Genomic DNA, 19,241 nt, shown 5'->3' on the forward strand with positions numbered 1-19,241 from the left:
TCAGCCGATCCCCAGCGCCGTGGACACGTCCGCGGTGATCCGGGCCAGTCGTTCCGCGGCCGTGGCCCGGGCCTCGGCGACCGACTCGCCGCCGACCGGAATCACCACTTCCAGATAGCATTTCAGCTTCGGCTCGGTGCCGCTGGGTCGGATGATCACCCGGTCGCCGTCGGTGGTGCGGTAACGCAGCCCGGGAGTCCCGGGCAGGCCGTCCACCCCCTCGCCGAGGTCTTCGCACGTCTTCACCGCGGCACCCGCCAGGGTGGCCGGCGGGTGCTGGGTGATCCGCTCCAGCATGGCCGTGATCTGCGCGAGATCGTCCACCCGCACCGAGAACTGGTCGGTGGCGTGCAGGCCGTGCCGCCGGGCCAGGTCGTCCAGCGCGTCCAGCAGGGTGCGGCCCTCGGCCCGCAGCCGCGCCGCGTACTCGGCGATCAGCAGGGCGGCGCTGATGCCGTCCTTGTCGCGCACCGAGCCGGGCGCCACGCAGTAGCCCAGCGCCTCCTCGTAGGCGTAGGTCAGGTCGGGCACCCGGGCCAGCCACTTGAAACCGGTCAGCGTCTCCAGGTGCCGGGCGCCGTGCGAGCGGGCCACCCGGGCCAGCAACTGCGACGAGACGATCGAGCTGGCAACGGTTTTCTTGTGACCACCCGTGCCGCCGCCGGAGCTCAGCAGGTAGTCGCCGAGCAGCGCGCCCACCTCGTCGCCGCGCAGCATGCGCCAGTCCGGGTCGTCGGCGGTGCCCGCTCCGCCGGTCGGCACCGCCACGGCGCACCGGTCGGCGTCCGGGTCGTTCGCGATCACCAGGTCGGCGCCGCGTTCCCGGGCCGCACGCAGGGCCAGGTCGAGCGCACCCGGCTCCTCCGGGTTGGGGAAGCTCACGGTGGGGAAGTCCGGGTCGGGCGTGGCCTGCTCCGGAACCAGGTACGGCGCCGGGAACCCGGCCGCCGCGAAGGCCCGGGCCGCGGTCTCGCCGCCGACCCCGTGCATCGGGGTGAGCACGATGTCGATCTGCCGGGCCGCCCCGGCGGTGAGCACCGCACCGGCCGAGGCCAGGTACTCGTCCACGATCTGCGGGCCGGTCACCTGCCAGCCGTCGGTGGCCATCGGCACGTCGATGGCCGGTGGAGCATGCGCGATCTGGTGGGCGATGTGGTCGTCCGTCGGCGGCACGATCTGCGCGCCGCTGCCGGGGGAGGAGTCCGCCCGGCCGCCGAGGTAGACCTTGTAACCATTGTCTTGCGGCGGGTTGTGGCTCGCCGTCACCATGATCCCGGCCTCGGCCTCCAGCCGGCGCAGCGCGAACGCCAGCACCGGGGTGGGCAGCGGGCCGGGCAGCAGCCGGGCCTCGCAGCCCGCGGCGGTCAGCACCGCGCAGGTGTCGCGGGCGAACACGTCGGAATCGTGCCGCGCGTCGTAGCCCACCACCACCCGCGGTGGCCTGTCGTCGTTCTTCAGCGTCGCCCGCAGATGGGCGGCAATGCCTGCGGCGGCCCGGATCACGACGGCACGGTTCATCCGGTTCGGCCCGGCACCCAGGGCGCCGCGCAGACCCGCGGTGCCGAACTGGAGCGAGCCGGCGAAGCGCTGCTGGAGTTCGTCCCGCGCCTCCCCGGAGACCGTGGAGTCGCCGGAGGTGACCAGCTCGATCAGCCGGTCCACCTCGAGCCGGGTGCGGGGGTCAGGATCCGCGTCCCGCCAGTGCGTCGCGCGGTCGACCAGACCGGCGAGCTCGGTTTCGTCCACACCGGAAACTTACCTGGTCGACATCCCCTGGTCGGATACCGGACGGTTGCGTTGACCGGAGCGGTCGAACTTTCCGGACTATGAGTGCAACTGCCGCGCCACCTCGGCCAGCGAACCGGAGATCGACGGGTACACGGTGAACGCCGACGCCACCTCGTCCACCGTCAGCCGGGTCGAGACCGCCAGGGTCACCGGGTGGATCAGCTCGGACGCCCGGGGCGCCACCACGGTGCCGCCGAGCACCCGGCCGGACGGCGAGGCGAACAGCTTGATGAAACCGTCGTGGATGCCCTGCATCTTGGCCCGCGGGTTGGTGGCCAGCGGCAGCTTCATCACGTTGGCCTCCAGCCCGGCGTCCACCTGGGCCTGGGTCACGCCCACCGTGGCGATCTCCGGCGAGGTGAACACGTTCGAGCTGACCAGGCGCAGCTCCAGTGGCGACACCGCGTCGCCGAGCGAGTGCCACATCGCCTTGCGGCCCTGCATCGCCGCCACCGAGGCCAGCGGGAACACCCCGGTGCAGTCGCCGGCCGCGTAGACGCCGCGGGCGGTGGTGCGCGACACCCGGTCCACCTCGATGTGGCCGGAGGCGGTGAGTGTCACCCCGGCCGACTCCAGGCCGATGCCCGAGGTGTTCGGCACGGCCCCCACCGCCATCAGGCAGTGCGAGCCCTCGACCGTGCGGCCGTCGGCGAGCGTGACCACCACTCCGTCGTCCGTGCGTTTGACCCCCTGCGCGCGCGAACGTGACAGCACCTCCATGCCGCCGCGCCGGAACACCTGCTCCAGCACCTCTGCGGCGTCCGCGTCCTCGCCCGGCAGCACCCGGTCGCGACTCGACACCAGCGACACCTGGGCGCCGAGAGCGTGGTAGGCGCTGGCGAACTCGGCGCCGGTGACGCCGGAGCCGACCACGATCAGCTTCTCGGGCAGTTCTTCCAGGTCGTACACCTGGGTCCAGTTCAGCACCCGCTCGCCGTCCGGGCGGGCGTCGGGCAGCTCACGAGGGCCGGCGCCGGTGGAGACCATCAGCGTGTCGGCCTCGAAGGTGTGCGCGCCCACCCGCACCCGCGACGGTCCCTCGAGCACGCCGCGGCCCTCGACCACCCGCACACCCTCGTTCTCCAGGCGCTGCCGGATGTCGTTGGACTGGGCCAGGGCCAGTCCTTTGACCCGGCGGTTCACCGCGCCCAGGTCGGCCCGCACCCGGCCCAGGCCGCGGATGCCGAGCTCGCGGGAGTCGCCGACGGTGGCCAGGATGTCGGCCGTGGCGATCAGCGTCTTGCTCGGCACCACGTCGGTGAGGACGGCGGCGCCGCCCAGGCCGTTCTCCTCGATCACCGTGACCTCGGCACCGAGCTGGGTGGCCACCAGGGCCGCCTCGTAGCCGCCGGGCCCGCCGCCGACGATGACAATCCTGGTCTTCGCGCTCACCCGGTCATTCTCCCGCACCAGGGCGGAACGGCACGCGGCGCCCGCCGTCAGGACCGGAGCGAACAGGATGAACGTCCGGGACGGCGACCGGGCGTTTGCACGGCCGGACCTCCGAATCCCTACTCTGTCCCCCATGGATCTCTACGCCGCCTACGGCGCGAACCTCGACCCCGAGCGGATGGCGCTGCGGGCTCCGCACTCGCCGCTGCGCGGCTTCGGGTGGATCACCGGATGGCGTCTCACCTTCGCCCAGGTGCCCAACGCCGTGGACGGTGCCCTCGCGACGCTGGTCGAGGATCCCTCAGCCCAGGTCTACATCAGCCTGTACGACGTCACGCCCGGCGACGAGCAGGCCCTGGACGAGTGGGAGGGACTGGCCACCGGCCTGTCCCGCAAGATCCATGTCCGGGTGCACACCCTGGACGGCGAGTTCGTGGCCTGGGTGCACGTGCTGGACGCGTACGAGGGCGGCCTGCCCGCCGCCCACTACCTCGGCATGCTCGCCGACGCCGCCGAGGCCGGCGGGGCGCCCGACGACTACCTGCTCGACCTGCGCTCCCGGCCGTGCGCGTCGAGCGACACTCCTGAGCACCTTCCCCCGAACGAGCGGTGAGTTCCATGAGCACGCAGGCATCAGAACCGAAGACGGCGAACACCCCGGACGAGTCGCCCCGGGAGCTCGCGGCCCGCGCCGCGCAGCGGCTGGCCGAGCTCACCGGCGTGCCGAAGCACGACGTCGCACTGGTTCTCGGCTCCGGCTGGGCCCCGGCGGCGGACCTGCTCGGCGAGACGCTGGCCGAGATCCCGGCCACCGAGGTGCCCGGTTTCACCGTCTCCGGCGTGCCCGGCCACGTCGGCCAGCTGCGCTCCGTGCGGATCGCCCCGGCCGTGGAGGGCGCTGCCCCCCGGCACGCGCTGATCCTCGGCAGCCGCACCCACTACTACGAGGGCCGGGGCGTGCGCGCCGTGGCCCACGGTGTGCGCACCGCGGCGGCGGCGGGCTGCTCGATGGTCGTGCTGACCAACGGCTGCGGCGGCCTGAACCCGGACTGGAAGCCCGGCACCCCGGTGCTGATCAGCGACCACATCAACCTGACCGGGGCGAGCCCGCTGGAGGGCGCGACCTTCGTCGACCTCACCGACCTGTACTCGTCGCGGCTGCGCGCGATCTGCCGGGAGGTGCAGCCCGACCTGCCCGAGGGCGTCTACGCGCAGTTCCGTGGCCCGCAGTACGAGACCCCGGCCGAGGTGCGGATGGCCGGGCGGCTCGGCGCCGACCTGGTCGGCATGTCCACGGCCCTGGAGGCGATCGCCGCCCGTGAGGCCGGCCTGGAGATCCTCGGCGTCTCACTGGTGACCAACCTCGCCGCCGGCATCTCCGACCAGCCGCTCAGCCACGAAGAGGTGCTGGCCGAGGGCAAGGCCGCGGCCCAGCGGGTGGGCTCGATGCTGGCTGAGGTGGTCCGCCGGCTCTGAGACGAGCTCCGGGTGGGTCCGCCGCGCCTGTCGCGTCTGTTCGCGGCGGACCCACCCGTCAGTCCTTCAGCTCGCAGATCACCGCGCCGGACGTCACCGCGCCGCCGATCCGCGCGGTCAGCGCCGTCACCGTGCCGGCCTTGTGCGCGGTCAGGGGCTGTTCCATCTTCATCGCCTCCAGCACCACCACCAGGTCACCGGCCTCCAGGCGCTGCCCCTCCCGCACCGCGACCTTGACGATGGTGCCCTGCATCGGCGAGGTCAGCGAGTCACCGCCGGCGGCCGGTGCCTTGGCCGATTTCGCCCGGCGGGCAGGCTTTTTCGGGGACGGCGCGGCCGTGGCCGACCCCAGGCCGGCCGGCAGCACCACCTCGATGCGCTTGCCCCCGACCTCGACCACGACGCGCTCGCGCGGCCCCGCGTCGTCCTCAGGTGTACCCGTGACGCCGGACCAGGGCTCGATCGTGTTCGCGAACTCCGTCTCGATCCAGCGGGTGTGCACGCCGAACGGCTCGGACGTGAACGCCGGGTCGCCCACTACTGCCCGGTGGAACGGCAGCACCGTGGGCAGGCCCTCCACCACGAACTCGGCCAGGGCCCGGCGGGCGCGCTCCAGGGCCTGCCGCCGGGTGGCACCGGTGACGATCAGCTTGGCCAGCATCGAGTCGAACCCGCCGCCGATCACCGACCCGGACACCACCCCGGAGTCCAGCCGCACGCCGGGCCCGGAGGGCGCCTCGAACCGGGTGACCGTGCCGGGCTGGGGCAGGAAGCCGCGACCGGCGTCCTCCCCGTTGATCCGGAACTCGATCGAGTGCCCGCGCACCGCCGGGTCGTCGTAGCCCAGCGGTTCCCCGGCCGCGACCCGCAACTGCTCGCGCACCAGGTCCAGTCCGGTGACCTCCTCGGACACCGGATGTTCCACCTGGAGGCGGGTGTTCACCTCGAGGAACGAGATCGTCCCGTCCGGCCCGACCAGGAACTCGCAGGTGCCCGCGCCGACATAACCGGCCTCGGCCAGGATCGCCTTGGACGCCCGGTACAGCTCGGCGGTCTGCGCGGTGGTCAGGAACGGGGCGGGCGCCTCCTCCACCAGCTTCTGGTTACGCCGTTGCAGCGAGCAGTCCCGGGTTGAGACCACCACCACGTTGCCGTGCCGGTCGGCCAGGCACTGCGTCTCCACGTGCCGGGGCCGGTCCAGGAACCGCTCCACGAAGCACTCGCCGCGACCGAACGCGGCGACCGCCTCCCGGGTGGCCGACTCGAACAGCTCCGGGATCTCCTCCAGCGTGCGCGCCACCTTCAGGCCCCGGCCGCCACCGCCGAAGGCCGCCTTGATCGCGACCGGCAGCCCGTGCTCCCGGGCGAAGGCCACCACCTCACCGGCGTCCGCCACCGGGTCGCTGGTGCCCGGCACCAGGGGAGCTCCCGCGCGCTGGGCGATGTGCCGGGCCTTGACCTTGTCGCCCAGCGCGTCGATCGCGGCCGGGGGAGGCCCGATCCAGGTCAGCCCGGCGGCGATCACCGCGGTGGCGAAGTCGGCGTTCTCGGCCAGGAACCCGTAACCCGGGTGCACCGCGTCCGCGCCGGAGCGCGCCGCCACGTCGAGCAGCTTGTCCACCACCAGGTACGACTCCGCCGCGGTCGTGCCGTCGAGGGAGTAGGCCTCGTCCGCCACGGTGACGTGCAGGGCGTCGCGGTCGGGCTCGGCGTAGACGGCCACCGAGGCGACGCCGGCGTCACGGCAGGCGCGGGCGATGCGCACCGCGATCTCGCCGCGGTTGGCGATCAGGACCTTGCTGATCGGGCTGACCAGGCTGATCGTGGGTGCGGTCGTCATCGGGCTCCCCTCTCCACCATCCGGAGATTATCCCCGGGACCATGGTCCGGGACCGCACCAGAAGTGACCCAGGACACCCCGGGTGAGGTGGGTCCGGTTGGCGCACGCCGGGGAATCGTGCCGCGGTGAAGTCGGTTGAGCAGGCGTGGCTACTACAACGATGACCCATGAGAACCACGACGAAACGGTCAAGGACGGCATCGTCCTGATCGACTTCTGGGCGGAGTGGTGCGGCCCGTGCAAGCGCTTCGGCCCGATCTTCGAGAAGGTCTCCGACCAGAACGAAGACGCCGTCTTCGCCAAGGTCGACACCGAGGACCAGCAGGAACTCGCCGCGCAGTACGGCGTCACCTCGATCCCGACGCTGGTGGTCTACCGCGACGGCATCCCGGTGTTCGGCCAGCCCGGCGCCCTGCCGGAAGAGGCGCTGAAAGACATCCTGAGCCAGGTGCGCGGGCTCGACATGACCGAGGTGCGCACCCAGTACGAGGCCCAGCTGCGTGAGGCCGGCCGCAGCTGACGTCAGCCCGTCGGCACGTCCAGCGAGGTGACCAGGGCCCGGTGAGAACTGCCGGCGATGTTGACCGTCGCCGCGGAGCTGACTCCCACCCCGTCGTCCACCATCAGGTGGTCGGCGGGGGTCACGGGCAGCGGCGACCAGCTCGGCCAGGTCGGGCGCAGGCCCTTGCCGGCCACGTCCGCCGCGTCCTCCCAGCCCGCCTTCTCCAGCGCCCGGAAGGCCGGCTGCCACGGCGACAGCTTCAGGTCGCCCACCAGCAGTGACCCGGTCTCGGCCCCTTCCACCTCCTGGGTGGCCAGCCGATCCAGGTCGGAACGCCACCCCTTGCCCGGCAGCAGCGTGCTGCCGGGCATCTGCGTGATGGTCAGCCCCACCCGGGCCTCGCCCGCCTCCAGCACGCCGGAGGCCGTCGGCTCGGTGAAGCCCTCCACCTCGGCCATGCCGGAGACGGTCAGCCGGCTCCACACCCCGATGCCCTGGGTGGTGTCGCCGTCGGCGTGCACGTAGACCGGCGGGGTGTCGCGGTCCAGCCCGGCCACCGTCAGGTCGTGGGCCAGGGTGGTGGTCAGGCCGGTGACGATCACGACGTCGGCGGAGTAGTCCGCGGCGGCGCCGGCGATCGACCCGGCGTCCGCCGAGCCCTTGTTGCCGTCCACGGTCATCACCCGCACGCTGGAGATGTTGCCCGCCGGGGCCTCCCGCGAGGAGGCGTAGCCGGCGACCATGGCCCACGGCAGCAGGGCGGCCACTGTGGCGATGCCGGTGGAGACGAAGTGCTTGCCGCCCACCCCGATCGCGATCACCGGCAGCGCGAAAATGGTGACCAGCGGCAGCAGTCCGGACGGCACGGTGAGCAGCGGCGAGGCCGAGTCCACGAACATCGTGGCCGACCACAGCGCCAGCAGCAGGGCCACGAACGTCAGCCACAGGCCGGTGCGGCGGCGTCGGCGCCGGTCGACGGGCTGGTGCGGGTCCGGCTCGTCGTCCGCCTCGTCGTCGTACTCGTCGGCGTCGTAGTCCTCGTCCTCGGGGCCGGGGTGCAGCCGGTTCGGGCGGTCCCGGCGCGACGCCTCGCGCGGGGGCATCCCGGTGGTGCTCATGGCCGCCTGCGCCAATGATGGACGACGATCTGCCCCGCCCCGCCCCACGCCGTCCCCGGCCTGCGGGTCGTCGCGGCCCACGGGGACACCGACGAACGGGGTCGTCGGATTGAGCGGAACCCGCTCCTCCAGCGGCCCCCGCCCAGGACGCTTGGGACGGCGCGGGGCGTCCGGCTCGGGCTCGTCCCACGGACGGGGGGCCTGCTGGCGAGGGGCGGGGGCGGGGTCGTCCCAGGGCCGCGGGGTCTGCTGGGGCCCGGTCTGGTGCGGGCCGGATCCTGACCCGTCACCCGGTTCCGGTTCGTCCCAGGGGCGAGGCTGCCGGCGCCCCGGCGGACCGGTGCGCACCCGATCACCCAGGCCGCCCAGCCCACCCTGATCGGCAGACCGAGGCATGCCACCCGTCCCACCCTGGGCACCGGTCCAGCCGGTCCCGGAGTGGGCGTCCCCACCGCCCGCCCCGACGGACCCCGGCGGCACCTGCGGTGTCGGGCCGGTGTGGTGCCGGGGGACGGGGCCGGTGCGGGGCCGGATCTGCTGCTCACCGGTCTGCGACGGGAACTGCTGCTGCGGACCGGTTCCCGGGTGCTGCGGTTGCTCGCCGGTCCGCGCGCGCTCGGCGGCCTCGCGCTCGGCGCGCAACTCGCGACGTGTCTTGCGGGGCTGCGGGGTGAGGTCGCCATCCTGCCCGCGGCTTGATCCGCGTTCTGGGGAGCGGCCGTCCATGACGGTCAAAGTTATCGCAAGCCGCTGTGCATCAGTTCCGTCGCTGGTGTCCCGGGGCCGCAGCGCGCAGCCGGGCGAGGAATTCCGGCGCCGTCATCGCCGCCCCGTAGACCAGCCCCTGGCCGATGTCGCAACCCAGACCGGCGAGCTGCCGGGCGGTCGGCACGTCCTCGATCCCCTCGGCGACCACCCGGGCCTGGAGGCCGTGGGCCATCGCGATGGTGTGCCGCACGATCGTCACGGTGTTCTCCCGGGCCAGGTCGGCCACGAACGCCCGGTCCAGCTTCACCTCGTCCACCGGCAGCTGACGCAGGTACGACAGTGACGAGTACCCGGTGCCGAAGTCGTCGATCGACACCGACACCCCGGCCTTGCGCCACCGGGCCAGCAGACCTGCCGCCGCCTCCGGGTCGGTCAGCAGCGCCTGCTCGGTGATCTCCACCCGCAGCGCCGCGGCCGGCAGCGACTGCCGGTGCAGCGCCGCCCAGATCCGGCCCGGCAGTTCCTCGTCACGCAGGTCGTCGGCGGTCAGGTTGACACTGACCGGCACCCGGTGGCCGGCCTGCCACCACGACGCGCAGGCCTCCAGCGCCCGGTCCAGCACCAGCGTGGCCATCGGCCGGGCCAGCCCGGTGTGCTCGGCCAGCGGCAGGAAGGCGGCCGGTAGGAGCACCCCGTCGTGCGGATGCCGCCAGCGGGCCAGCGCCTCGGCCCCCACCACCTGCCCGGTCGCCAGGTCGACCTGGGGCTGCACGTGCACCTCGATGTCGCCGCGGGCCAGCGCCTGGCGTAGTTCACCGGTGCGACGCAGGCGCTCGCTGCCGTCGTCACCGAGCGGGTCGTAGAGCGCCTGACCGCTGCGGGCGCGCTGAGCCCGGTGCAGGGCCACGTCGGCGCGGCGCAGCAGATCACCGGGTGGCCCGTCGGCCGCGCCGGGCACCGCGCCGGGTGCGGGGCTGGTGGCGATGCCAATGCTCGCGGCCACGTGCAGCCGGGAGCCGCCGACGTCGAACGGCTCCCGCAGCGCGGCCTGAAGACTCTGCGCGATCGTGCTCGCCCGGGCCGCCCCGGCGCCGGGCAGCAGCACGGCGAACTCGTCGCTGCCCAGCCGCGCGAGCATCTGCCCCGGCAGCAGGGCGGTGCGCAACCGGGCGCCCACCGCCGTCAGCAGCCGGTCGCCGCTGTCGTGGCCGAGGGCCTCGTTCACGTCCTTGAAGTTGTCCAGGTCGACCAGCAGCAGCCCGGTGCCCTGGCCGGCGGAACGGGGCAGGCCGGCCGCGCCGGAGTCGCCCCGGGAACGGTCGGCCAGAGCCTCGGCCAGGGCCCGGCGGTCAGCCAGCCCGGTCAGTGCGTCGGTGTGCGGCCGGGGCATCGCGCCCAGGCTGCGCCGCCGGTCGGACCGCAGCACCTCCCGGGTGCGAAACACCGCGACCACCAGGCAGACCAGAGCGAGGCCGGCCCCGATCCTGGGGGCCTGCGGCACCACCAGCGACACCGCGACCAGCACCGCGCAACCGGCCACCACGATCGCGGCCGGGGCGTCGCCGCGGGCGCCGGGCAGTGGCGAGGGCAGCTCCCGGGTGCCGGTCAGGCGGGCGAGGCGGTTCCGGCCCGGTCCGGTGGCGACGGCGCCCCAGCCGACCGTGGCGTGTCCGGCCAGCGCGAGCAGACCGACCCAGGCCGGACCGCCGAAACCGGCGTCGAGCGCGGAGACCAGGGCCGGCACACCACTGACCCGGAAGCTCAGCAGATCGGCGACGGCGACCACGAGCAGTCCCACCGCCGGCCGGTGAAGCTGCGAGCGCAGGGGCCGGCTGGTCGCGGCCATCGTGGTCACGGCCAGCACGAACAGCACCACGTCGACCAGCAGCGGCAGCCAGGCGATCGAGGGCGGTGGTCCGGCCGTGCCGGTGCGGTTGGCCAGCGTGAGTTCCAGCGCGACCACGGCGAGGGCGGTGGCGCCGGTGACCACCACCACGGGATCCAGCCCGTCGCTGCGGGCCCAGCGCGGAGAGCGGCCGCGCAGCAGCAGAACCACCCCGCCCACCTGCCCGATCCGGCCGAGGGTGGTGACAGCCAGCACCAGCCGGTCGTGGTCCTGCCCGGACGTCGTCCACCAGGCCACGGCGACGGCGGTCGCGGCGTAGCTGGCGGCGAGCAGCCACCAGGCGCGGGACACGGCCGGCGTCGCCGGTGCGTCCCGGGCCGATCCGGTCAGCAGGAGCGCGGTGCACAGCAGCACGCACGGCACCGCCACGGCCAGCGCCGTGCGCGGGTCGGGCGGCGTCGCCGGGATCACCGCCACGGCCACCGCGAGCAGCATCGCCGTCTGGAGCAGCGGCACCACCCTCTGCGGCCGGACACCTGAGGACGACGAAACCTCCGACGAAACCGCGTCGGGCGAGCGATCTTTCCCGTGCGGACGGACTCCGGGCGGGGCGGGAACGGGCTGGGCGGGAACGGGGGTGGCCGGAACGGGTGGGGCCGCAACGGAGGTGGGGCGGGAGGCGTCCGCACCGGGACAGGGGGTCCCCGCCACAGCACCTGACGGGAGATCCGCGAGCCCGGCCGCCGCGCGGGGAGCGGCCCCGACGGGGTGCGCCCAGCCGGTCACCGTACCGGTGGGGAACCCCGCGCCTTCGGGCAGTTCGTTGCAATCGGTGACACCGTTGACAGTCGTCCGGCCGGGCGGGGAGGCGGGTGCCGACGGACGGGGGACCGGTGCGGCACCGGTGCGTCCCGGTGGCTCGCCGACCTCACCCAGAAGCCCGGGTATGTCGCCACGACCTGGGGTTTCAGGCGGCGGTGCAGGGTCTTCAGGCATGATGACCGGGCGGTTGCCGCCCGCTCCGATAGCGCCCATGCGAACAGTGTTGAGGCTCACAGCAGCCCCGGCAACCGAAACGGTTAGATGCCATCAATTCATGTCACTGTACCGATTCCGTGACAGAAAGTGACGGTGTCGCTCGGCGGTCAGGAGCGGGGCGTCCAGAGTGAGGGCCAGGCGACGCCCAGGTCCCTGGCCAGGTCGCGCACCAGCGGCAGTGACACCCCCACGACGCCGTGGAAGTCCCCCTCGATCCCGGTGACGAACGGCCCGCCCAGGCCGTCCACGGTGAAGGCCCCGGCCACCGCGAGCGGCTCGCCGGTCGCCACGTAGGCCTCGATCTCGGCGTCGGTGACCTTGGCGAAGTACACCGTGGTCACCGAGACCGCCCCGAGCGTGCCCCCGGTGCCACCGTCCTCCTCGTCGCGCAGGTCGACCAGCCAGTGGCCGGTGCACAGCCGGCCGCTGCGTCCGCGCATGTCCTTCCAGCGCCGCACCGCGTCCGCGGCGTCGGCGGGCTTGCCCAGGGCGACCCCGTCCAGATCCAGCACCGAGTCGCAGCCGAGCACCAGGCCGGGCGCGGCCACGTCGTCGTCCTCGTCGCTGTCGAAGTACTCGCGCTGGACGGCCGAGGCCACGTCCTCGGCCTTCGCCCTGGCCAGCAGGAGCGAGACGTCTTCCGGGTCGGTGATCCCGGTGGCGGCCAGCACGGCCGGTTCGTCGACGGCCGAGACCCGCACGGTCGGCTCGATCCCGGCGGCGCGCAGGGTGGACAGCCGGGCCGGCGAGGCGGAGGCAAGGGTCAGGGACACATGGATACTCACGGCCACAGTGAAGCAGTTGCTGAACCCCACCCTCCCCCAGCCCTGGCGGGCCGGGCGGTGCCCCCACCGGGAAGACGGACCGGGTCGGCCAAAGTGTGAGGTCGGGTGCGGCCGGAGTGCCCGCCGCGGCACGCGGACCCACGGGACGAACCCACCCTCCCCAGCCCTGGCGGCCGGGTGGGGTCCTCACCGGTGAGGCGGGCGACCCGGACGTGAGGCCAGGTGCACCATCCGCTCACCGTGACCACCCCGAAGCCCGCCACACCCCCGCCCCGTGCGCAACCGGCCGCCGCACCAGGGCCGCCCGGTCGTTCCAGGCCGACCCCGATCCGACCCCACTCGATCCGACCTGACGGGAACCAGGCCCGCCAGAGCCGGAACCAGGCCCGCCAGAACCAGGGTCGGCCGACCCCGCAGCCCGCACGGCAGTCATCACCGCCAGGAGCGCGGCCAGTTCCTCCGGCGTAGGATTCCCGCGCACGACACGCAGTACCGGGCCGGCGGCGTCGTCCTCAAGCATGAGAGCCCCCGCTCACAAAGGGATGTTGCCGTGCTTGCGCGGCAGCGCCTGATCCCGTTTGGTCCGCAGCGCGCGCAGCGCCCGGGCCACGTGCTCGCGGGTGCGGGCGGGCTGGATCACCGCGTCGACATAACCGCGCTCGGCCGCGATGTACGGGTTGGCCAGGGTGTCTTCGTAGTCGGTGACGAACGCCTGGCGGGCCGCCTCCACGTCGCCGCCCTCGTCCGCCACCTTCCGGAGTTCGTTGCGGTACAGGATGTTCACCGCCCCCTGCGCCCCCATCACCGCGATCTGCGCGGTCGGCCAGGCCAGGTTGACGTCGGCGCCGAGGTGCTTGGAGCCCATCACGTCGTACGCCCCGCCGTACGCCTTGCGGGTGATCAGCGTGACCAGCGGGACCGTGGCCTCGGCGTAGGCGTACAGCAGCTTCGCCCCGCGCCGGATGATGCCGTTCCACTCCTGGTCGGTGCCGGGCAGGAAACCGGGCACGTCGACCAGGGTGAGCACCGGGACGTTGAAGGCGTCGCAGGTGCGCACGAACCGGGCCGCCTTCTCCGAGGCGTTGATGTCGAGGCACCCGGCGAACTGCATCGGCTGGTTGGCCACCACCCCCACCGGGCGGCCCTCCACCCGGCCGAACCCGACCAGGATGTTCGGCGCGAAAAGCGCCTGCACCTCCAGGAACTCGCCGTCGTCGAGGATGTGCTCGATCACCGTGTGCATGTCGTACGGCTGGTTGGCGGAGTCCGGGACGAACGAGTCCAGCTCCTCGTCGAGCTCGAAATCCTCTGCGGCGAAACCAGTTTCCGGCGGATCGGAGAGATTGTTGTCGGGCAGGTACGACACCAGGGCGCGCACGTACTCCAGGGCGTCCTTCTCGTCGGCGCCCAGGTGATGGGCGTTGCCGGAGAGCGTGTTGTGGGTGCGGGCCCCGCCCAGCTCCTCGAACGTGACCTCTTCCCCGGTCACGGTTCTGATCACGTCCGGGCCGGTGATGAACATGTGCGAGGTCTGGTCGACCATCACCACGAAGTCGGTCAGCGCCGGCCCGTACACGTGCCCGCCCGCGGCCGCGCCCATGATCAGCGATATCTGCGGGATCACCCCCGACGCCTTCACGTGCCGGGCGAAGATCTCGGCGTACAGGCCGAGCGACACCACACCCTCCTGGATGCGCGCGCCACCGCCCTCGTTGATGCCGATCAGCGGGACGCCGGTGCGGATCGCCAGATCCTGCACCTTGACGATCTTCTCGCCGTAGACCTCACCCAGCGAACCGCCGAAAACCGTGACGTCCTGGCTGAACACGCACACCTGGCGGCCGTCGATCGTGCCGTGGCCGGTGATCACGCCGTCGCCGTAGGGCCGGCGGGCGTCCACCCCGAACGCCGTCGAGCGGTGCCGGGCCAGGGCGTCCAGCTCCACGAACGACCCCGGGTCGAGCAGGGCCTCCAGCCGCTCCCGGGCCGTCTGCTTGCCCCGGGCGTGCTGCTTCTCCACCGCACGGGCCGATCCGGCGTGCACCGCCTCGTCCGTCCGGCGGTGGAAGTCGGCCAGCTTGCCGGCGGTGGTGTGGATGTTGGGCTCGGACGACATCACGCACTCCTCGCAGGCAGGCGGTGCTCTCGGTGGCCGACTTTAGTCTCTGCGAACACGTCACAGCGGGGCCGGATCGGGACGCAGATCACATCGGCCTATCCTGGCGGCATGTCGTCAGGACCATGGACCGATCTGGAGCGCCCCCCACTGCGTCAGGCCGCCCTGCGCAGCGCTCTCGCCGTCGGCGCGGACACCTGGCGCACGATCGACGTGGTCGCGGAGACCGCCTCCACCAACGCCGACCTGGTCGCCCGGGCCCAGGCCGGCGAGGAGGCCGGGGCCGTGCTGATCGCCGACAGCCAGAACGGCGGACGCGGTCGGCTGGGGCGTGCCTGGACCGTCCCGCCACGCTCCGCGCTCACCTTCTCGGTGCTCCTGCGCCCGGCCGCCCCGGTCGAGACCTGGGGCTGGCTCAGCCTCGTCGCGGGGGTGGCCGTCACCGACGCGCTGGTCCGGGTCTGCGGTCTTCCGGCGTCCCTCAAATGGCCCAACGACGTGCTGGTACCCGCCACCGGGCCGGCCCCCGCCGACTACGCGGGCGGCCGGCTGAAGATCGCGGGCATCCTGGCCGAGGCGAGCGGCCCGGCGGTGGTGATCGGGATCGGCCTCAACGTCACCCAGGACGCCTCCGAGCTGCCGGTGCCCACCGCCACCTCGCTGCGCCTGGCCGGCTCCGCCACCACCGACCGCGACACCGTGCTGCGGGCCGTCCTGCGTGCCCTCGCGCGCCGTCTCGGCGAGTTCGAAAGAGCAGTCACCACCGGGGACGGCGCGGGCCGCTCCGGTGTGGCCGCCGCCTACCGCGAGCGTTGCTCCACGATCGGGGCCACCGTGCGGGCCGAACTGCCCGGCGGCATCAGCCGCGTCGGGCTGGCCGACGGGGTGGACGACGACGGCCGGCTGCTGCTGCGGCTGCCCGGCGGTTCCACCCAGGCGCTCGCGGCAGCAGACGTTGTTCATGTTCGCAACCCGGAAACGGCATGATCTGGGCATGGGCTTCCCTACGCGTCTGCTGGCGGACGACGAACAACTCGTTCTGGTTCTGCGTCGTCACATCAAGGTGATCGCCTGGCCGATCCTTCTGTTCATCCTGCTCCTCGCCCTGATCGGGGCGTCCTTCCTGCTGGGCCAGCCCGTCGTCACGATGATCGCGGCCGGGGTCGGCCTGCTGATCGCCCTGAAGTGGGTGCTGTGGCCGATCGTGGTCTGGTGGAACCAGACCTACGTGATCACCACCAAGCGGCTGATCCTGCGGGAGGGCGTGTTCAACCGGTCGGGGCACGACATGCCGCTGTCCCGCCTCAACGACGTCTCGTTCGAGCACAGCCTGATCGAGCGCATGCTCGGCTGCGGCAGCCTCAAGGTCGAGAACGCCGGCGAGAACGGCCAGCTCCTGCTCACCGACATCCCGAAGGTCGAGATCGTGCAGCGCACCCTCTACGAACTGTCCGACGACCTGCGCGGCGTCGAGGGCCGGCCGCTCGACCCGGCCCTGGCGCGCTCGCTCGACGACGCGTTCGACGAGGAGTACCGCGGTCCCGAGGCCTCCGACACCCCTGAGGATCACGGACGCAAGTGAGCGAACGCGACGAGTTCACCTCCCACCTCCTCGGCGGCCCCTGGACCATGGGCCGCCGGGAGGTGGCCCGGCGCGTCGGGGTCTCCCGGCTCTCGGCGCGCAAGCTGTGGCGGGCGCTCGGTTTTCCCGGTGTCGACGACGAGGAGGTCGTGTTCAACGACACCGACCGCAAGGCCCTCGACCAGGTCGTCGGCATGGTGCGGCGCGACCTGATCGACGAGGAGACGGCGATCGCCTGCGCCCGCGCCCTGGGCCAGACCACCGACCGGCTGGTGTCGTGGCAGGTGGAGGCACTGCTGGAATACCTGGCCAGCCGTAGCCCCGGCGGTGCCCCGGAAGATCCGCTGAAACTCATCGAGCAGCTCACCCCCGAGCTGGAGGAGCTGCTCGTCTACTCGTTCCGGCGTCAGCTGGCCGCCACGATCAGCCGTCTCGACGCCTCGTCCGGGCGGCCGGCCGCCGAGGTCACGGTGTGCTTCGCCGACCTGGTGGCCTACACCCGGCTGTCCCGCCGCCTGCCCCGCCGCGACCTGTCCCGGCTGGTGCAGCGGTTCGAGGGACTGGCGTCCGACGTGGTCACCGCGGGCGGTGGCCGGGTGATCAAGACGGTGGGCGACGAGGTGCTGTTCATCGCGCCGGAGGCGATGACGGGCGCGCTGATCGCCCTGTCCATCTCGGCGCGGATGGCCGACGACGACCTGGTGCCCGACGTGCGGGTGGGCATGGTGCACGGCCCGGTGCTGCGCAGTCTGGGCGACGTGTACGGCACCACCGTCAACCTGGCCAGCCGCCTCACGTCGCTGGCCGAGCCGGGCACGGTGATCACCGACCCGGGCACGGCCCGGGCCTTGCAGGGACACCCGGGGATCGAGCTGGTGGCGCAGCGGCCCCGCCTGGTGCGTGGCTTCGGTCAGGTGCAGCCGCTGCTGGTGGCGCCGATGGGGATCAACGACCAGCTGATCACGGTTGATTAGGGACGACGAGACACCCCTGCCTCACGAGCGCGAGGGGCTCTCCCGCCGGGACAGGTCCAGGCCGGGCCGGTGGGCCGCGGTCTCCGGACGGTGCGGGTGGTCGTGGTGCTCGGCGTGCTCGGCCAGGTCTTCGGCGATCGCCTCGGGGGTGCCGGGCGGGGTCGGTTCGCCGTTCACCGGTTCGTGGTCGTGGGTGAACACGAACGTGCGGTAGGCCCAGAACCGGAAGAGCGTGCCCAGGCCCAGCCCGATCACGTTGCCGGAGATGTTGTCGGCCAGCGGCGAGTCCAGGTCGAGGATGTACCGGGAGAAGCCCAGGCAGGCCAGCGAGATCGCCAGCCCGGCCGCGTTCATCACACCGAACAGCACGAACTCACGCCGCACGGACGCGCGGCGGCGGTGCCGGAAGGTCCAGTAGCGGTTGCCCACCCAGGCCACGACGGTGGCGACCAGCACGGAGACGGTCTTGGCGGTGAGCGGCTTGTGATCGAGGCCGAGCTGCTCGCCGACCGCGCTGTGCAGCAGCAGGTTGAACACGCCGGTGTCGACCACGAAGGCGATGCCGCCGACCGCGCCGAACTTCACCACCTCGCGATACAGCAGATCGACTGATCTGCGCAGGCGGGAGAACAACGTATCGGCAGCCACCGGCCTAACAGTGCCACGCGAACCTGAGGATCGCTAAGCCGAGAAGTCTCGCCGCCCACCCGCGATGCTGTGGAACTTTCCCGTGATCATGCCCGGTTCACGCCTCTCGCCTCGTGGGATGCAGGTGCAGGTCGCGTGCATCGTTACGCTGCCGCCGTGGTCTCTCCCTCTCCTGACGCCTCGCCCGATCCGGACGGCGCGGCCGGCCCGTTCGGCAAGGTCCGCCTGACCCCGCTCACCGCGGCCGACCCGATCCCGGGTGGCTTCCCGACCGTCGGTGTGATCGGCGGCGGCCAGCTCGCCCGCATGATGCAGCCCCCGGCCGTCGCGATGGGCGTGCGGCTGCGGGTGCTCGCCGAGTCGGCGACCGGCAGCGCGGCCCTCGCTATCCACGAGGCCCCGGTCGGCGACCACCGGGACCTCGCCACCGTCACCGCCTTCGCCGCGCAGTGCGACGTGCTCACCTTCGAGCACGAGCACGTACCCGGCCCGATCCTGGAGAAGCTGGTGGCCGACGGGGTGCCGGTGCGCCCCGGCCCGGCCGCGCTCGGCTTCGCGCAGGACAAACTGGCCATGCGCCGCCGGCTCACCGAACTCGGCCTGCCCTGCCCGCGCTGGGCGCAGGTGCGCACCTTCGACGACCTGTCCGCGTTCGCCGCCTCGCTACCCGGCGGCCTGGTGCTGAAGACCCCGCGCGGCGGGTACGACGGCAAGGGCGTGCTGCTGATCGACGAGCTGACCGGCGACCGGGCCGCCACCGCCCGGGAATGGCTGGAACAGGCCGGTCCGGACGGGCTGCTCGCCGAGGAGAAGGTCGCCTTCACCCGGGAGCTGGCCGCGCTGATCGCCCGCAGCCCCTCCGGTCAGGCCGCCGCCTGGCCGGTGGTGGAGAGCACGCAGAAAGACGGCATCTGCCACGAGGTGATCGCCCCGGCCCCGGGCCTGACCGAGGAGCAGGCGGTCGAGGCCACCGGCGTGGGCCTGCGGATCGCCGGTGAGCTCGGCGTGGTCGGGGTGCTCGCGGTCGAGATGTTCCAGACCGCCGACGGCTCGATCCTGGTCAACGAGCTGGCCATGCGCCCGCACAACTCCGGGCACTGGACCATCGACGGCGCCGTCACCAGCCAGTTCGAGCAGCACCTGCGCGCCGTGCTGGACCTGCCGCTGGGCGAGGTGCGGGCCCGCTCGCCGTGGACCGTGATGGTGAACGTGCTCGGTGGCGAGTACGAGAACCTCTACCGCAGCTACCTGCACGTGATGGCCCGCGACCCGGGCGTCAAGGTGCACATGTACGCCAAGGACGTGCGCCCCGGCCGCAAGGTCGGCCACGTCACCGTCTGCGGCGACGACCTGGACGACTGCCTGGCCCGCGCCCGGCACGCCGCGGCGTTCATCCGCGGCGACATCGACGAGTGATCGGGATTTCTG

16 protein-coding genes are annotated in these 19,241 nt (G+C 72.8%); 7 read left to right on the plus strand and 9 right to left on the minus strand.

The window, feature by feature from the left end; translation table 11 throughout:
• Both KIH74_RS03550 and KIH74_RS03555 read right to left on the minus strand, forming a co-directional pair.
• A complete protein-coding gene (locus tag KIH74_RS03550) occupies nt 1-1,746 on the minus strand; it encodes a phospho-sugar mutase (protein WP_214154244.1) in 1,746 nt (581 codons plus the stop codon).
• A 78-nt stretch (nt 1,747-1,824) separates the two neighbouring features.
• On the minus strand, nt 1,825-3,180 hold the full coding sequence (locus KIH74_RS03555) for an NAD(P)H-quinone dehydrogenase (protein ID WP_308113556.1): 1,356 nt from the start codon (nt 3,178-3,180) through the stop codon (nt 1,825-1,827).
• A 133-nt stretch (nt 3,181-3,313) separates the two neighbouring features.
• On the opposite strand from KIH74_RS03555, the gene KIH74_RS03560 reads away from it, so the two are divergent.
• Both KIH74_RS03560 and KIH74_RS03565 read left to right on the plus strand, forming a co-directional pair.
• Entirely contained in the window at nt 3,314-3,793 is a 480-nt protein-coding gene (locus KIH74_RS03560) for a gamma-glutamylcyclotransferase family protein (RefSeq protein WP_214154246.1), read from the plus strand.
• A 5-nt stretch (nt 3,794-3,798) separates the two neighbouring features.
• Nucleotides 3,799-4,656: a purine-nucleoside phosphorylase gene (locus KIH74_RS03565; RefSeq protein ID WP_214154247.1), complete on the plus strand. Its 858-nt coding sequence runs from the start codon at nt 3,799-3,801 to the stop codon at nt 4,654-4,656.
• Between the two features lie 58 nt (nt 4,657-4,714).
• Here KIH74_RS03565 and KIH74_RS03570 read toward each other — a convergent pair whose 3' ends face one another.
• A complete protein-coding gene (locus KIH74_RS03570; RefSeq protein ID WP_372491996.1) occupies nt 4,715-6,460 on the minus strand; it encodes an acetyl/propionyl/methylcrotonyl-CoA carboxylase subunit alpha in 1,746 nt (581 codons plus the stop codon).
• 181 nt (nt 6,461-6,641) lie between these two features.
• Between KIH74_RS03570 and trxA the strand changes: the two genes are divergently transcribed.
• The gene (gene trxA / locus KIH74_RS03575; protein WP_214154249.1) at nt 6,642-7,016 is read left to right on the plus strand and encodes a thioredoxin; all 375 of its coding nucleotides are present in this window, start codon (nt 6,642-6,644) and stop codon (nt 7,014-7,016) included.
• Between the two features lie 2 nt (nt 7,017-7,018).
• Here trxA and KIH74_RS03580 read toward each other — a convergent pair whose 3' ends face one another.
• The 5 genes from KIH74_RS03580 to KIH74_RS03600 all read right to left on the minus strand — a co-directional run bounded on the left by KIH74_RS03580 (nt 7,019) and on the right by KIH74_RS03600 (nt 14,609).
• The gene (locus tag KIH74_RS03580; RefSeq protein WP_214154250.1) at nt 7,019-8,842 is read right to left on the minus strand and encodes an endonuclease/exonuclease/phosphatase family protein; all 1,824 of its coding nucleotides are present in this window, start codon (nt 8,840-8,842) and stop codon (nt 7,019-7,021) included.
• A 31-nt stretch (nt 8,843-8,873) separates the two neighbouring features.
• Nucleotides 8,874-11,189 (minus strand): putative bifunctional diguanylate cyclase/phosphodiesterase, encoded by a 2,316-nt coding sequence (locus tag KIH74_RS03585; RefSeq protein ID WP_214154251.1) that lies wholly within the window; start codon nt 11,187-11,189, stop codon nt 8,874-8,876.
• 626 nt (nt 11,190-11,815) lie between these two features.
• Complete coding sequence (locus KIH74_RS03590; protein ID WP_308113558.1) at nt 11,816-12,493, minus strand: Maf family protein; 678 nt, start codon at nt 12,491-12,493, stop codon at nt 11,816-11,818.
• Nucleotides 12,494-12,728: 235 nt separating this feature from the next.
• On the minus strand, nt 12,729-13,013 hold the full coding sequence (locus KIH74_RS38320; protein ID WP_214154253.1) for an acyl-CoA carboxylase subunit epsilon: 285 nt from the start codon (nt 13,011-13,013) through the stop codon (nt 12,729-12,731).
• A 12-nt stretch (nt 13,014-13,025) separates the two neighbouring features.
• Nucleotides 13,026-14,609, minus strand: coding sequence for an acyl-CoA carboxylase subunit beta (locus KIH74_RS03600; RefSeq protein ID WP_214154254.1), 1,584 nt, complete (start codon nt 14,607-14,609; stop codon nt 13,026-13,028).
• Between the two features lie 111 nt (nt 14,610-14,720).
• Between KIH74_RS03600 and KIH74_RS03605 the strand changes: the two genes are divergently transcribed.
• From KIH74_RS03605 to KIH74_RS03615, 3 genes are read left to right on the plus strand one after another with little or no spacing between them, the layout of a single operon-like run.
• Entirely contained in the window at nt 14,721-15,596 is an 876-nt protein-coding gene (locus KIH74_RS03605; RefSeq protein ID WP_214154255.1) for a biotin--[acetyl-CoA-carboxylase] ligase, read from the plus strand.
• Nucleotides 15,597-15,603: 7 nt separating this feature from the next.
• Nucleotides 15,604-16,191 carry a PH domain-containing protein gene (locus tag KIH74_RS03610; RefSeq protein WP_214154256.1) on the plus strand — a complete coding sequence of 196 codons (588 nt, stop codon included), beginning with the start codon at nt 15,604-15,606 and terminating at the stop codon, nt 16,189-16,191.
• The gene (locus KIH74_RS03615) at nt 16,188-17,165 is read left to right on the plus strand and encodes an adenylate/guanylate cyclase domain-containing protein (RefSeq protein WP_214154257.1); all 978 of its coding nucleotides are present in this window, start codon (nt 16,188-16,190) and stop codon (nt 17,163-17,165) included. The genes KIH74_RS03610 and KIH74_RS03615 overlap by 4 nt, the downstream gene beginning before the upstream one ends.
• 21 nt (nt 17,166-17,186) lie before the next feature.
• On the opposite strand, the gene KIH74_RS03620 is transcribed toward KIH74_RS03615, so the two are convergent.
• Nucleotides 17,187-17,813 (minus strand): GtrA family protein, encoded by a 627-nt coding sequence (locus KIH74_RS03620; RefSeq protein WP_214154258.1) that lies wholly within the window; start codon nt 17,811-17,813, stop codon nt 17,187-17,189.
• A 225-nt stretch (nt 17,814-18,038) separates the two neighbouring features.
• On the opposite strand from KIH74_RS03620, the gene KIH74_RS03625 reads away from it, so the two are divergent.
• Nucleotides 18,039-19,229, plus strand: a complete 1,191-nt coding sequence (locus KIH74_RS03625; RefSeq protein ID WP_281417665.1) for a 5-(carboxyamino)imidazole ribonucleotide synthase — start codon at nt 18,039-18,041, stop codon at nt 19,227-19,229.
• Nucleotides 19,230-19,241 lie beyond the last annotated feature (12 nt).

This window comes from Kineosporia corallincola, from assembly GCF_018499875.1.
GTDB classification, from domain to species: Bacteria; Actinomycetota; Actinomycetes; order Actinomycetales; family Kineosporiaceae; genus Kineosporia; species Kineosporia corallincola.